We start from the raw sequence: 14,099 nt of genomic DNA on the forward strand, positions 1-14,099 counted from the left end.
CTTGTGTTTAAGGGTTGGCCCATGGCTACAATCGGCCTTCATATAGAGGCAGCAGTGTGTTTGCTGCACATGACAATAATGAGAACCGAGGTAGCGCATGGAGCAAGAAGCCTGGCAGATATTGATCGTCGAGGACGACGAGCGACTGGCCGAGTTGACCCGTGATTACCTGGAGAGCAACGGCTTGCAGGTGTCGGTGGAGAGCGACGGCGCCCAGGCGGCGGCGCGCATTGTCGCCGAACAACCGGACCTCGTGATCCTCGACCTGATGCTGCCCGGCGAAGACGGCCTGAGCATCTGCCGCAAAGTCCGCGAACGCTACGACGGCGTGATCCTGATGCTCACCGCCCGCACCGATGACATGGACCAGGTGCAGGGCCTGGACATGGGCGCCGACGACTATGTGTGCAAACCCGTGCGCCCGCGCTTGTTGCTGGCGCGTATTCAGGCATTGTTGCGGCGCAGCGAGCCGGCACTACCCGCCGCCGTGGAAAGCCAGCGGCGCCTGCAATTCGGCCCGCTGGTGGTGGACAACGCCCTGCGCGAAGCCTGGCTGCATGACGGCGGCATCGAGCTGACCAGTGCCGAGTTCGACCTGCTGTGGCTGCTGGTGGCGAATGCCGGGCGTATCCTGTCCCGCGAAGAAATCTTTATTGCCTTGCGCGGGATTGGCTACGACGGCCAGGACCGCTCTATTGATGTGCGCATCTCGCGTATTCGACCCAAGATCGGCGACGACCCGATTCACCCGCGCCTGATCAAAACCATTCGCAGCAAAGGCTACTTGTTCGTCCCCGAAGCTGCCGCCGACATGCCGCTGTGAACTCGATCTTCCTGCGCATCTACGGCGGCATGTGCGCGGCGCTGATCCTGGTGGCGTTGCTTGGCGTGCTGGCCCTGCACCTGCTCAATGAAGTGCGCAGCGGCCAGTACCGTGAGCGCCTGGCCCACGGCACCTTTGCGCTGATGGGCGACAACCTGCAACCGATGAGCGCGATCGAGCGCCAGCGCGCCCTGGCGGTGTGGGAGCGCTTGCTCGGCATTCCCCTGGAACTGCGTCCGTTGGCGGACGCGCAGTTGGACCTGACCCAGCGCAACCGCCTGCAGCGTGGCCAGGTGCTGGTGGAGCAGACCGGCCCGCATGCCGCGCGCGTGCTGCGCCTGGTCAGTGAACAGTCGCAGCTTGTGCTCACCGGTGAAGTGCAGCAGATCAGCGAGCAGCTGGCGCGTGCGACGATTTACCTGTTGGCTGACGAACTGGTGCGTTTTCCGGTGGCCGAGCAGCCGCAACGCCTGGCGGACATAAAAGAGGCCAAGGGCTTTGGCTTTGAGATGCACCTGATGACGCTGGATCAGGCGGATATGGATGATGACCAGCGCCGCCGGGTTGCGGAAGGCGACACGGTGATGGCCCTGGGCAAGGGCGGCGACTCCATCCGCGTATTCGCCGGCATGGTCGGCACGCCGTGGGTGCTGGAAATAGGCCCCTTGTATCAAATGAACCCGTACCCGCCGCAGTGGCTGATCCTGATCGCGTTGATCAGCCTCACGCTGATCGGTTTGATCGTCTATTTATTGGTGCGCCAGCTTGAGCGCCGCCTCAAAGGCCTGGAGGCGGCGGCCACGCGCATTGCCAAAGGCAACCTGGAAGTGCGCGTACCGGCCCGGGGCGCCGATTCGGTGGGGCGTTTGGCCGCCGCCTTTAATGGCATGGCCGAGCACTTGCAGCAATTGCTGGCGATCCAGCGCGAACTGGTGCGCGCCGTCTCCCACGAATTGCGCACCCCGGTGGCGCGCCTGCGTTTCGGCCTGGAGATGATCGGCGACGCCGCCACCCCAGAGGCGCGGCGTAAATATATGGACGGCATGGACAGCGATATCCAGGACCTCGACGGCCTGGTCGACGAAATGCTCACCTACGCCCGCCTGGAGCAGGGCGCGCCGGAACTGAATTTCCAGCGGGTAGACCTCAGCGCCTTGCTCGATCAGGTGATCGGCGAATTATCGCCACTGCGCCCGCAGGTCAGTGTTGCCCGTGGCATCTGCCTGTCTTCGGCACACTGGGACGATGCCTGGGTCGACGCCGAGCCGCGCTACTTGCACCGCGCCCTGCAAAATCTGGTGGGCAATGCCATGCGCCATGCCCAGGGCCGGGTGCTGATCAGCTATCAAGTGGGGCAGGTGCGTTGCCGCATCGATGTGGAAGATGACGGGCCGGGGGTGCCGGAAAGCGCCTGGGAGCGGATTTTCACGCCATTTTTGCGTCTGGACGATAGTCGCACGCGAGCTTCAGGCGGGCATGGCCTGGGTTTGTCGATTGTGCGGCGGATTATCTATTGGCACGGCGGGCGGGCGTTGATCAGCAAGAGCAACAACCTGGGTGGGGCGTGTTTCAGCTTGAGTTGGCCCAGGGATCAGGACAAGACTTAAGACCGCTATCGCAGGCAAGCCAGCTCCCACATTTTGGATGTATTCGCACATCAAAGGTGGGAGCCGGGCTTGCCCGCGATAGCGATCTATCAGGCGCCGACAGCCACCAGACTCAACAACTGCTCCCCCTCCACCGCAAACTGCCCCTCCAACTCAGTGCCATAACACCACTCAGCAGACAGCTCCGTCAGCAACCGCAACCGCACATGGCCTGCCTGCGACCACTCAAGCACCTCGGCGTGCTCAAAGTAGAAACGCTTGTGCACAATCGGATACAGCGCTTTGAACAGGCTCTCCTTGACCGAAAACGTCAGCGTCACCAGCAGGGCATTCTGCTCGCGCGGCCCCAGTGACATGCGCTGCAATTCGTCGGCCGTCAGAATCTCTCCAGCCAAACGTTCCGCTCGCTCCCGTGACAGCACATTTTCGAGGTCCATCCCCAGCCCGCGCCATTGCGCCTTGTGCCCGACAATGGCCGCCGCGTGCCCGGTGCTGTGGGTAATGGAACCGCTGATATGCCCAGGCCATACCGGCGCACGGTCGTCACCGATGGCCGGTACGCAATCGAGCTGATCAAGCTGTTGCAACGCCGCCCGTGCGCACAGGCGACCGGCAAGGAACTCCGCCTGGCGTTTGGCCACCGAGCGCTGGATGCTGGCCGGAGGCGGCACGGCGCTGCGCTGGAAGTCATCGGCGAGCAACAAGGCCGGGTCGAATCGCGTGCTCAAGAACACCGTGCCCGGCAGCGGGATGGGCAGTGGCCAATGGGCATCGAGCGGAGTGCAGCAAGCGGGTAGAGGCGTCATGGGCGGTATTTTGCGTCAGTTGGCGCGCCGGTGGATAGTCCGTAACGGTTCAGGCCTGGTTCAGAGCCCGTTCAGGGGGAGTTCAGGGGCGCCTGCGTAGTCTGGCTTCAACAGCCAAAACGCGTAGAGGTAAGCCCCATGACTGCGATCAAAAAGCTGATTCTGGCCTTAAGCATGCTCGGCGCCACTGCCGGGGTTCAGGCTTCGGACGGTGCGTTTGCCGCTTTCGGCAGCGAGAAAACCAGGAAATCCAGCAACCTGATCCAGCGTGTGAGCTTCGACGAGGTGGCTGGCCAGGCGGCGCCGTGGGGCCAGTCTTTGGGCATGACCACGCCGCAACCGGCCTACCGCACCGGCTACGAACACCTGACGGGCCAATACAATGGCATTAAACTGCGCCCGCAAGACTTGCAGGGCCGCTATGATATCCCCCTGTCGGACAGTTGAATCGCCTTGGAGAGCCTTATGAAATTGCTGGTCGTGGAAGATGAGGCGCTGCTGCGTCATCACCTGTTCACCCGCCTGACCGACAGCGGCCACGTGGTCGAAGCCGTGGCCAATGCCGAGGAAGCCCTTTACCAGACCGGCCAATTCAACCATGACCTGGCGATTATCGACCTGGGCCTGCCCGGCATGGGCGGCCTGGACCTGATCCGCCAACTGCGCAGCCAGGCCAAGACTTTCCCGATCCTGATCCTCACCGCGCGCGGCAACTGGCAAGACAAGGTCGAAGGCCTGGCTGCCGGTGCCGACGACTACGTGGTCAAGCCGTTCCAGTTCGAAGAACTGGAGGCGCGCATGAACGCCTTGCTGCGCCGCTCCAGCGGGTTCACCCAGTCGACCATCGTCGCCGGGCCTTTGCTGCTCGACCTCAATCGCAAGCAGGCGTCGCTGGATGAGCAACCGTTGGCGCTGACGGCCTACGAGTACCGGATTCTCGAATACCTGATGCGTCACCATCAGCAGGTGGTCGCCAAAGACCGCTTGATGGAACAGCTCTACCCTGATGACGACGAGCGGGATCCGAACGTGATCGAAGTGTTGGTGGGTCGCCTGCGCCGCAAGCTGGAAGGCCCGGCCGGGTTCAAACCGATCGACACCGTGCGTGGCCTGGGCTACCTGTTCAATGAGCGCTGCCGTTGATTCGCTCGCTACGTGTGCGCTTGATGCTCGCGGCCACCACCCTGGCCGTGCTGTTTATGCTGGGCTTGTTGCCCGCCATGCAAGGCGCGTTCAGCCTGGCGCTGCAGGATTCCATCGAGCAGCGCCTGGCCTCGGATGTCACCACGCTGATTTCCGCCGCGCGGGTCGAAAACAACCGCCTGCTGATGCCTGCGCAGTTGCCGGACGAACGCTTCAACCTCACTGACAGTCGCCTGCTCGGTTACATCTACGACCGTGAGGGGCATCTGGTGTGGCGCTCGCGGGCGACCCAGGAAGAAAACATCAACTACAAGCCGCGCTACGACGGGCGCGGTAATGAATTTGCGCGGATTCGCGAAGCCAATGGCCAGGAGTTTTTCGTGTACGACGTCGAGGTCAAGCTGCTGGGCGGCAAGAGCGCGGCGTTCAGTATCGTGGCGCTGCAACCGGTGCGTGAATACCAACTGACCCTCGAAGGCCTGCAGGAAAACCTCTACCTGGGCTTCGGCGCGGCCTTGCTCGTATTGTTGACGCTGTTGTGGCTGGGCCTGACCTGGGGCTTGCAAGCGTTGCGGCGCTTGAGCCAGGAGCTAGACCAGATCGAAGGCGGCACCCGCGAAAGCCTCACCGAGGAACACCCACGCGAACTGTTGCGCCTGACCGGCTCGCTCAACCGTTTGCTCCACAGCGAACGCGAGCAACGGGCGCGCTACCGCGATTCCCTCGACGACCTGGCCCACAGCCTGAAAACCCCGCTGGCGGTGTTGCAGGGCGTGAGCGAAGACATGGCCCAGCGCCCGGAAGAACGCGGCCAGGCCTGGGTGCTGCAATCGCAGATCGAACGCATGAGCCAGCAGATCGGCTACCAATTGCAGCGCGCCAGCCTGCGAAAAAGCGGCCTGGTGCGGCACCAGGTACGCCTGGAGCCGGTGTTGCAAAGCCTGTGCGACACGTTGGACAAGGTTTACCGCGACAAGCGCGTGACCGTGACCTTTGAATTACCGCCCGAGTGCGATGTGCCGATCGAGAAGGGCGCGCTGCTCGAAATGCTCGGCAACCTGCTGGAAAACGCCTATCGCCTGTGCCTGAGTGAAGTGCGCATCAGCCTGACGGAGAACCTTGAAGGCACTGAGCTGTGCATCGAAGATGACGGCCCTGGCGTACCGCCCGATCAGCGTGCGCGGATTCTGCAAAGGGGCGAGCGGCTGGACCGCCAGCATCCGGGGCAGGGCATTGGCCTGGCGGTGGTCAAGGACATCATTGAAAGCTACAGCGCGCGGTTGACCCTTGGGGATTCGCCTTTGGGTGGCGCGGCGTTCAAGATTCACTTTCCGGCGGCGTGATCTTTATAGGCCGTGCCGGCCTCATCGCAGCATAGGTATCTACACAACCGATTAACACGAAGTCTGTGGCAGGTGGGCTGTTGTGGCGAGCAGGCTTGTCGAATCGTCGCACCGCCTGCGTTGGGCTGCGAAGCAGACCCAAATCCAGACGCTGAGTTTTTTCAGGAAAATTGCAGTGTTTTTACTGGGGCCGCTTCGCAGCCCAACGCAGGGCAAGCCTGCTCGCCACAGGAGAAATAGGCTGCTTTTAAAAGTTGCGTAGATCGCAGGCAAGCCAGCTCTCACCTTTTTGATTGTGTGAACTCGATCAAAGGTGGGAGCCGGGCTTGCCCGCGAGAGGCCCGCCCAAGCACTGCACCTCTAACTCTCCTGTGCCCGGTAAGCCCCCGGCGTCAATCCGGTCCACTTCTTGAACGCCCGATGAAACGCCGACGGCTCAGAAAACCCCAACTGCTCGGCAATTTCCTGTAACGACAAATCCGCCCGCCCCAAGTGGTAAATGGCGATGTCCCGCCGCAACTCATCCTTGAGCGCCTGAAAACTGGTGCCTTCCTCACGCAAATGCCGGCGCAGGGTTTGCGGGCTGATGTGCAGGTGCTGGGCGACGGCCTCCAGGTCCGGCCAGGGCGTGCGGTCGCGGCTGAGCAAGCGGCGCAGCTGGCTGCTTAAACTGTCGCCCTCATCCGGTCGCGACAACAGGTCAGCGGGCGAGCGCTCGAGAAAGTGCTTGAGGGTGCGCTCGTCCTGCAACAACGGCAGGCTCAGGTAACGGGCGGGAAACACCAGGCTGCTGTTCGGCGCGCCAAATACCTGAGGGCAGGGGAACAGCAGGTCATATTCGCCCGCATGGGCCGGCATCGGATAGCTGAACGTGGCTTGCTGTAGCCGGATGCGCTGGCCGATCAGCCAACTGCCCAGGCGATGCCAGATCACCAGCAGGCACTCGCTGAGAAAGTGGTCCGGGTCCCACAGCTGCGAATCGTCCAGGCTCAAGCGGGCCAAATCGCCTTCTCTGGTCAGCTGCCAGCGCGGACCCTGCGGGAATAGGCTATAAAATAATAAGCCGCGTTCCAGAGCCTTCTCCAGGGTGCGGCAGTGAATCAGCGCGTGGCACATCATGGCGAAGGTGCCGCGCTTGCTCGGGCCTTCGGCAAACCCCAGGTATTCGTCGTCCAGCCCCAGCCACAGCATTTGCAACAGCCGGGTAAATTGCTCGGGGGCGATGCGGGCGCGGGGTTCGCTCAGCAGTTCCGGGGTGATGCCCACTTGCAGCAGCAGGCCCGAATAGTCGTAACCCGCGCGGCGCGCACCGCCCAGGGCGGCGCGGGCATAGTGACTGGCGATGGTACGTTCACGCATGTGAGGGCCTCGTCCATGGAGTGGCGGATGTTAGCCATCACCGGGTGGGGCGACAAGGCGGATATCCGCCAAATTGTAGGACGAGAGGGGATGAGTGGGCGGAATTCCGCCACCTCACCGACGGCGTCGATGGCGTGGCCATGGACCTCGGCCCTGATGTCTAAAGGCCTTCAGACAGTTTGAGCAAAGTGGCACGGCGTTTGCGATAAGGATTACAGCGCAGGTTTATTCCTACAGACCTCGCAAACAACAAATCCCTCCAGTGCAGGAGGGTTCGCAATTCAAGTGTCGTGGGCAATGGCGGATCTTTGTCACACGGTGCGATTGAGGAACTTTGCAATGACGACTCGTCAGCCAATCTACAAATCCCTGTATTTCCAGGTGATCGTCGCAATCGTTATCGGTATTTTGCTCGGTCACTTCTACCCGCAGACCGGTGTGGCCCTCAAGCCACTGGGTGACGGCTTTATCAAGCTGATCAAAATGGTCATTGCCCCGATCATCTTCTGCACCGTTGTCAGCGGCATCGCTGGCATGCAAAGCATGAAATCGGTGGGCAAAACCGGCGGCTACGCGCTGCTGTACTTCGAAGTTGTTTCCACCATTGCCCTGCTGATTGGCCTGATCGTCGTTAACGTTGTGCAACCGGGCGCCGGCATGCACATCGACGTGGCGACCCTGGACGCCTCTAAAGTCGCGGCCTACGTGACCGCTGGTGCAGACCAGAGCGTGGTTGGCTTTATCCTCAATGTGATCCCGAACACCATCGTCGGTGCCTTCGCCAACGGCGACATCCTGCAAGTGCTGATGTTCTCGGTGATCTTCGGTTTTGCCCTGCATCGCCTGGGTGCCTACGGCAAGCCGGTGCTGGACTTTATCGATCGCTTCGCCCACGTGATGTTCAACATCATCAACATGATCATGAAGCTCGCGCCAATCGGTGCCCTGGGCGCCATGGCGTTCACCATCGGTGCCTACGGCGTAGGTTCCCTGGTGCAATTGGGCCAACTGATGATCTGCTTCTACATCACCTGCATCCTGTTCGTGGTCGTGGTGCTGGGCGCCATCTGCCGTGCGCACGGTTTCAGCGTGTTGAAGCTGGTTCGCTACATCCGTGAAGAGCTGCTGATCGTTCTGGGCACTTCCTCCTCCGAATCCGCACTGCCACGCATGCTGATCAAGATGGAGCGTCTGGGCGCGAAGAAATCCGTAGTAGGCCTGGTGATCCCGACCGGCTACTCCTTCAACCTCGACGGTACGTCGATCTACCTGACCATGGCTGCCGTGTTCATCGCCCAGGCGACTGACACCCACATGGACATCACCCATCAGATCACCTTGCTGCTGGTGCTGCTGCTGTCCTCCAAAGGCGCTGCAGGCGTGACCGGTTCGGGCTTCATCGTGCTGGCTGCGACCCTGTCGGCCGTAGGCCACCTGCCGGTTGCCGGCCTGGCGCTGATCCTGGGTATCGACCGCTTCATGTCCGAAGCCCGCGCACTGACCAACCTGGTCGGTAACGCCGTTGCCACCATCGTTGTGGCCAAGTGGGTTAAAGAGCTGGATACCGACAAGCTGCACAGCGAGCTGGCGTCCGGCGGCACCGGTATCTCCGACACCCGCCCGGAAGATGACCTGGGCGTGGCTGAAGGCCCTGCTCCTGCTATCAAGTAAAAAATTGCCCAAGGTGTGAACAACACCCAAAGCCTGCAAACGCCCCGACTGGTTCGGGGCGTTTGCGTTTCTGGCGTGGCGCTTTGGGTTTTGCTTGCTTTACAGTAAGTGAATACTTCATTCGCCGTAGGAGACCTGATGGACAGTGTGGATCTTAATGTCCTGCGCAGCGTGCTCGAATGGCGCCGTGCCGGGCACCGAGTAGTTTTGTACAGCGTGGTCCAGACCTGGGGCAGCGCCCCACGCCCGCCGGGGGCGATGTTGGCCTTGCGTGGCGATGGCGTGGTGATCGGCTCCGTGTCGGGTGGTTGCATCGAGGACGACTTGATCGCGCGCTTGCAGGATGGCCGCTTGCCGGAGGATGGCCCGCCGGTGCAGTTGGTGACCTATGGCGTCACCCGCGATGAGGCGGCGCGTTTCGGCCTGCCGTGCGGCGGCACGTTGCGCCTGACTGAGGAACGCGTGGATGAATTTGGCTGGGTCTCGCAGCTGCTGGCGCGCTGCGAAGACCATCAGATCGTCGCGCGTGAACTGGACCTGAGCAGTGGCACGGTGACCTTGAGCGGCGCGGCCAAGACCGACGTCGTGACCTTTGATGGCGAGCGCCTGCGGGCTATCTACGGCCCGCGTTGGCGTTTGTTGCTGATCGGCGCCGGGCAGTTGTCGCGCTACGTGGCTGAAATGGCGCGGCTGCTGGATTTCGAAGTGCTGATCTGCGACCCGCGCGAAGAATTCGTCTACGGCTGGGAAGAGCAGCATGGCCGCTTTGTGCCCGGCATGCCGGATGAGGCGGTGCTGAATATCCAGACGGATGAGCGCACGGCCATCGTCTGCCTGACGCACGACCCTCGATTGGACGATATGGCGCTGCTGACGGCGCTGAACTCATCGGCGTTCTACATTGGCGCCCTCGGTTCGCGGGTCAATACGCAGAAGCGCCGGGAAACCCTGGCGGCGCTGGGGTTGTCGGCGGAGGCGATCGCGCGTCTGCATGGGCCGATCGGACTGCATATCGGTAGTCATACGCCGGCCGAAATTGCTCTGTCATTGATGGCGGAAATTGTCGCGATCAAGAATGGCGTGGCACCGATGCAGAAGAAACCGTTGCCGGTGGAGGCTGAGTAATGGTGACGGCGATTGTGCTGGCGGCGGGGCAGGGCAGTCGCTTTCGCGCTGCGGCCGGTGCTGATCAAGACAAGCTGCTGGCTGATTGCATCGGGCTTGACGGCGTAACGCGGCCAGTGATTGAGCAGGTGTTGATGAATTTGCCAGGGCTCGTTGTAAGGCGTTGGCTGGTCACTTCGCCGGACCGCCTGGCCGTTATTCGCTTGGCCAAGGCGTATGGCTGTGAAGTCTTGCTGCTCGAATCGGCCGGTATGGGTGACAGCATCGCGGCGGCTGTCGCAGCCAGTGGTGAGACCGATGGCTGGTTGGTGGTGTTGGGGGATATGCCGTTTATTCAGCCGTCGACCATTGAGCGGGTGGTTGATGCGGTCCAGGACGATGGCATCAGTGTGCCGGTGCAGGCGGGTAAATACGGGCATCCGGTGGCTTTTGGCCGGGCGCTTGGGCCGCGAATGATGGCATTGAGCGGTGATCGTGGCGCAAAGCCGTTATTCGCCCAGGCGAGTGTGCAGGAGGTGCGAGTGGAAGATCCCGGTGTGCTGTGGGATGTGGACCTGCCGCAAGCATTGAGTTTCAGCGCGGACTAACTGTGGGAGCGGGCTTGCCCGCGATGCAGGCACCTCGGTGTGTCAGACACGCTGCGGTGATGCTATCGCAGGCAAGCCAGCTCCCACCGTTGATCTCCACAAGGCAAAAGTTGAACGCCCATAAAAAAGCCCCGCCTGATCACTCAGGCGGGGCTTTTTAGTGGCGGATGGAATCAGACGAGGGGTTTAGGCTCGTGCTCTGTTTCCAAGGCCTTGTGCTCAACCGGGGCTGGAGCCTCGATCGCTTCGGCAGCCGGTGCGGCAGCGGCTGCAGCAGCGGCGGCTTCAGCTTCCTTGCGGCGACGACGCACTTCACGTGGGTCGTTTGGCGCACGGCCGTTTTCGGTCAGGGCGCTGGCAGGCGCGGCTTCAACCACGGGCGCTGCGACTTCGGCAACCACTGGCGCTTCAATCACGGGTGCAGGCTCAACCACTGGGGCGGGCTCGGCAACCACTTCGGCAATCGGTGCAGGCGCTTCTTCCACCACAGGGGCAGGTGCTGGCGCTTCAACCGGTGCAGCTGGCTCGGCAGTCCACTGGAAAGCGGTCTGTTCTTCGCGAACTTCACGCACTGCCGGGGCGGCTTCCTCGACAACCGGCGCGTCAACGACGGCTTCAACCACTGGCTGAGGCTCGACTACCGGTGCAGGCTCGACAGCAGTCACTTCGACTTCTGGTTGAACGTCGCGCACTGGCGAGGCAACTTCCACTTCCGGAACCACTGGGGCTTCGATCGGGGCAGTGGCTTCGACGACTGGCGCTTCAACAACCGGCGCTTCAACCGCTGGCGTCTCGGCAACCGGTGCTTCTGCAGCAGCCGTTTCTTCAACAGCAGCGGTAGCGCGTTCAGCTTGCTCATGCGCCTGGGCTTCAGCCGGTGCACTGATCACGGTGCTGGCAACTGCGGCGGTCACAGCCAGGCCGGCAGCCAGTTCGGCGCCCGTCGGTTCTGCGGTTGCAGCTTCGCCGTTCTCGCCGGTCTCTTCCGAGCCTTCGATCACATTGCCGTTGGCATCACGCTGACGTTCACGGCGGTTGCTGCGGCGACGCTGGCCACGGGAGCGGCGGCGTGGACGATCGCCTTCGGCGTTGTCCTGACCGTCTTCCTGCAGTTGCTCTTCACCGGTCAGCACTTCTTCTTCGCTGGTGGCAGCGGCTTGCTCGGCACGTGGTTGACGCTCTTCACGCGGTGGGCGCGGCTGGCGCTCTTCACGTGGGGCGCGTTCTTCACGCGGCTGGCGAGCCGGGCGTTCTTCGCTGGCGGCTTCGGCAGCGACGGCAGCTACCGCTGGTGCGGCGTCCAGCGGCTCGCGCAGTTCACGCACACGTTCTTCACGCTCGCCACGTGGCTTGCGGTCTTCACGTGGGGCGCGTGGAGTACGTGGCGCGCGCTCTTCGCGCGGTGCACGTTCTTCACGGGCTACAGTCGGGGTCTCTTCACGGGCTTCGCGAGGTGCACGCTCTTCACGTGGTGCGCGTTCTTCACGCGGTGCACGTTCTTCGCGGGGCTTGCGCTCTTCGTCACGGCGACCGTTGCGGTTACGGCTCTGTTGACGGCCGTTGCGACGTTCTTCGTTGCGGGCCGGGCGCTCGGTGGCCGGTTTTTCAACCACAACCGGCGCAGCAGGCTCTTCTTTACTGGCGAACAGGCTGACCAGTGACTTCACCAGGCCTTTGAACAGGCTTGGCTCAGGCATGGCGGCCGGCGCGGCAACCGGTGCAGCCACTTCGGTCGGTACCGGAGCGTTGGCACGTGCCGGTGCGGTCTTAACGGCCGCTTCCTGGCGAACCAGGGTGCGGGTCGCGGCGGCTGGCTGGACTTCTTCCACTTCGGCAGCGGCAGCAGCGATTTCGTAGCTGGACTGGCCGCTGTGGGCTTCCGGGCTGTCATCACGCAGGCGTTGCACTTCGAAGTGCGGCGTCTCGAGGTGATCGTTCGGCAGGATGACGATGCGGGCACGGGTGCGCAGTTCGATCTTGGTGATCGAGTTGCGTTTTTCGTTAAGCAGGAAAGCGGCCACCGGGATCGGCACTTGCGCGCGAACTTCGGCGGTGCGGTCTTTCAGGGCTTCTTCTTCGATCAGGCGCAGGATCGCCAGCGACAGCGATTCAACGTCACGGATGATGCCGGTGCCGTTGCAACGCGGGCAGACGATGCCGCTGCTCTCGCCCAGGGAGGGACGCAGGCGCTGACGGGACATTTCCAGCAGGCCGAAGCGCGAGATACGGCCGACCTGTACGCGGGCACGGTCAGCTTCCAGGCATTCGCGGACTTTTTCTTCCACGGCGCGCTGGTTCTTGGCTGGGGTCATGTCGATGAAGTCGATCACGATCAGGCCGCCGATGTCACGCAGGCGCAACTGGCGGGCGATTTCTTCAGCCGCTTCCAGGTTGGTCTGCAGGGCGGTTTCTTCGATGTCGCTGCCTTTGGTGGCGCGCGCCGAGTTGATGTCGATGGACACCAGGGCTTCGGTCGGGTCGATCACGATGGAGCCGCCGGAAGGCAGTTCGACCACGCGCTGGAAGGCGGTCTCGATCTGGCTTTCGATCTGGAAACGGTTGAACAGCGGAACGCTGTCTTCGTACAGCTTGATCTTGCTGGCGTACTGCGGCATCACCTGGCGAATGAAGGTCAGGGCTTCGTCCTGGGCTTCAACGCTGTCGATCAGCACTTCGCCGATGTCCTGGCGCAGGTAATCGCGGATGGCGCGGATGATCACGTTGCTTTCCTGATAGATCAGGAACGGCGCGGAACGATCCAGGGAGGCTTCTTTGATGGCGGTCCAGAGTTGCAGCAGGTAGTCGAGGTCCCACTGCATTTCTTCGCTGCTGCGGCCCAGGCCTGCAGTGCGCACGATCAGGCCCATGTCGGCAGGAGCAATCAAGCCGTTCAGCGCTTCACGCAGTTCGTTGCGTTCTTCGCCTTCGATGCGACGGGAAATGCCGCCGGCACGTGGGTTGTTCGGCATCAGCACCAGGTAACGGCCGGCCAGGGAGATGAAGGTGGTCAGGGCAGCGCCCTTGTTGCCACGTTCTTCTTTTTCGACCTGAACGATGACTTCCTGGCCTTCGCTCAGGACGTCCTTGATGTTCACGCGGCCTTCGGGGGCTTTCTTGAAGTATTCGCGGGAGATTTCTTTGAGGGGCAGGAAGCCGTGGCGCTCGGAGCCGAAATCGACAAAGGCAGCCTCAAGGCTTGGTTCGATGCGAGTAATACGGCCTTTATAGATGTTGGCCTTCTTTTGCTCGCGTGCACCGGATTCGATGTCCAGGTCATAGAGGCGTTGGCCATCTACCAGTGCAACACGCAACTCTTCGGGTTGAGTTGCGTTAATCAGCATTCTTTTCATGTTGTACCGTCGGTTTCCGGGCTGCCGGAAACGGCGTTCGGCACACACGACTTCTCACGGTCGGTGTCAGGTGCGTCAAGAGTGGTTGGCCACTCCAGTGTCCAGCAATAACGAGCCAATTGGGCCGGTATCGCGACGGACGCGTCCTGCTTGTTAGCGGTGGTGACAAAGGCACCACTTCAACAAAAGCTAAGGTCAGGAGGAGGAATCAACCGGCGACTGTGGACGAGATGAAGCGTCTTATAAGCCTAATGCTACACGGTCCGACGGTTGTGCATCTCCACC

At 62.0% G+C, this 14,099-nt stretch carries 11 protein-coding genes; 8 read left to right on the forward strand and 3 right to left on the reverse strand.

All coding sequences use genetic code 11. The annotated features are described in order from the left end of the window. Window positions 1-97 precede the first annotated feature (97 nt). Window positions 98-823, forward strand: coding sequence for a response regulator (locus HBO23_RS22685; protein WP_138451494.1), 726 nt, complete (start codon window positions 98-100; stop codon window positions 821-823). Then, complete coding sequence (locus HBO23_RS22690) at window positions 820-2,430, forward strand: ATP-binding protein (protein WP_017138380.1); 1,611 nt, start codon at window positions 820-822, stop codon at window positions 2,428-2,430. The genes HBO23_RS22685 and HBO23_RS22690 overlap by 4 nt, the downstream gene beginning before the upstream one ends. Window positions 2,431-2,519: 89 nt before the next feature. On the opposite strand, the gene HBO23_RS22695 is transcribed toward HBO23_RS22690, so the two are convergent. Then, window positions 2,520-3,236: a 4'-phosphopantetheinyl transferase superfamily protein gene (locus tag HBO23_RS22695; RefSeq protein ID WP_017138379.1), complete on the reverse strand. Its 717-nt coding sequence runs from the start codon at window positions 3,234-3,236 to the stop codon at window positions 2,520-2,522. Between the two features lie 138 nt (window positions 3,237-3,374). Here HBO23_RS22695 and HBO23_RS22700 point away from each other — a divergent pair, with 138 nt between their 5' ends. Genes HBO23_RS22700 through HBO23_RS22710 form a run of 3 tightly spaced genes read left to right on the forward strand, consistent with a single transcriptional unit; the run spans window position 3,375 to window position 5,722 of the window. After that, entirely contained in the window at window positions 3,375-3,683 is a 309-nt protein-coding gene (locus HBO23_RS22700; protein WP_170039843.1) for a hypothetical protein, read from the forward strand. A gap of 18 nt (window positions 3,684-3,701) precedes the next feature. Then, a complete protein-coding gene (locus HBO23_RS22705; RefSeq protein ID WP_017138377.1) occupies window positions 3,702-4,379 on the forward strand; it encodes a response regulator in 678 nt (225 codons plus the stop codon). Then, window positions 4,376-5,722, forward strand: coding sequence for an ATP-binding protein (locus tag HBO23_RS22710; RefSeq protein WP_058420767.1), 1,347 nt, complete (start codon window positions 4,376-4,378; stop codon window positions 5,720-5,722). The genes HBO23_RS22705 and HBO23_RS22710 overlap by 4 nt, the downstream gene beginning before the upstream one ends. Before the next feature lie 360 nt (window positions 5,723-6,082). Here the strand turns inward: HBO23_RS22710 and HBO23_RS22715 are convergent, their stop codons facing one another. Further along, window positions 6,083-7,081: an AraC family transcriptional regulator gene (locus HBO23_RS22715; protein ID WP_017138375.1), complete on the reverse strand. Its 999-nt coding sequence runs from the start codon at window positions 7,079-7,081 to the stop codon at window positions 6,083-6,085. 339 nt (window positions 7,082-7,420) lie between these two features. On the opposite strand from HBO23_RS22715, the gene HBO23_RS22720 reads away from it, so the two are divergent. From HBO23_RS22720 to HBO23_RS22730, 3 genes are all read left to right on the forward strand, one after another. Further along, window positions 7,421-8,752, forward strand: coding sequence for a dicarboxylate/amino acid:cation symporter (locus HBO23_RS22720; RefSeq protein WP_017138374.1), 1,332 nt, complete (start codon window positions 7,421-7,423; stop codon window positions 8,750-8,752). Between the two features lie 138 nt (window positions 8,753-8,890). After that, a complete protein-coding gene (locus tag HBO23_RS22725) occupies window positions 8,891-9,877 on the forward strand; it encodes an XdhC family protein (RefSeq protein ID WP_017138373.1) in 987 nt (328 codons plus the stop codon). Beyond that, complete coding sequence (locus HBO23_RS22730; protein WP_170039845.1) at window positions 9,877-10,464, forward strand: nucleotidyltransferase family protein; 588 nt, start codon at window positions 9,877-9,879, stop codon at window positions 10,462-10,464. The genes HBO23_RS22725 and HBO23_RS22730 overlap by 1 nt, the downstream gene beginning before the upstream one ends. A gap of 173 nt (window positions 10,465-10,637) precedes the next feature. Here HBO23_RS22730 and rne read toward each other — a convergent pair whose 3' ends face one another. Then, window positions 10,638-13,814 carry a ribonuclease E gene (gene rne, locus HBO23_RS22735; RefSeq protein ID WP_170039847.1) on the reverse strand — a complete coding sequence of 1,059 codons (3,177 nt, stop codon included), beginning with the start codon at window positions 13,812-13,814 and terminating at the stop codon, window positions 10,638-10,640. Between the last annotated feature and the right edge of the window lie 285 nt (window positions 13,815-14,099).

This window comes from Pseudomonas sp. WS 5532 (assembly GCF_012985445.1).
Classification (GTDB): Bacteria; Pseudomonadota; Gammaproteobacteria; order Pseudomonadales; family Pseudomonadaceae; genus Aquipseudomonas; species Aquipseudomonas edaphica.

What these genes read in the sequence shown, in the direction of transcription:
- HBO23_RS22685 (WP_138451494.1), top strand. Translation starts at nt 98, where the DNA reads ATGGAGCAAGAAGCCTGGCAGATATTGATCGTCGAGGACGACGAGCGA.
- HBO23_RS22695 (WP_017138379.1), bottom strand. Translation starts at nt 3,236, where the DNA reads ATGACGCCTCTACCCGCTTGCTGCACTCCGCTCGATGCCCATTGGCCA.
- HBO23_RS22700 (WP_170039843.1), top strand. Translation starts at nt 3,375, where the DNA reads ATGACTGCGATCAAAAAGCTGATTCTGGCCTTAAGCATGCTCGGCGCC.
- HBO23_RS22705 (WP_017138377.1), top strand. Translation starts at nt 3,702, where the DNA reads ATGAAATTGCTGGTCGTGGAAGATGAGGCGCTGCTGCGTCATCACCTG.
- HBO23_RS22715 (WP_017138375.1), bottom strand. Translation starts at nt 7,081, where the DNA reads ATGCGTGAACGTACCATCGCCAGTCACTATGCCCGCGCCGCCCTGGGC.
- HBO23_RS22720 (WP_017138374.1), top strand. Translation starts at nt 7,421, where the DNA reads ATGACGACTCGTCAGCCAATCTACAAATCCCTGTATTTCCAGGTGATC.
- HBO23_RS22725 (WP_017138373.1), top strand. Translation starts at nt 8,891, where the DNA reads ATGGACAGTGTGGATCTTAATGTCCTGCGCAGCGTGCTCGAATGGCGC.
- HBO23_RS22730 (WP_170039845.1), top strand. Translation starts at nt 9,877, where the DNA reads ATGGTGACGGCGATTGTGCTGGCGGCGGGGCAGGGCAGTCGCTTTCGC.
- rne (WP_170039847.1), bottom strand. Translation starts at nt 13,814, where the DNA reads ATGAAAAGAATGCTGATTAACGCAACTCAACCCGAAGAGTTGCGTGTT.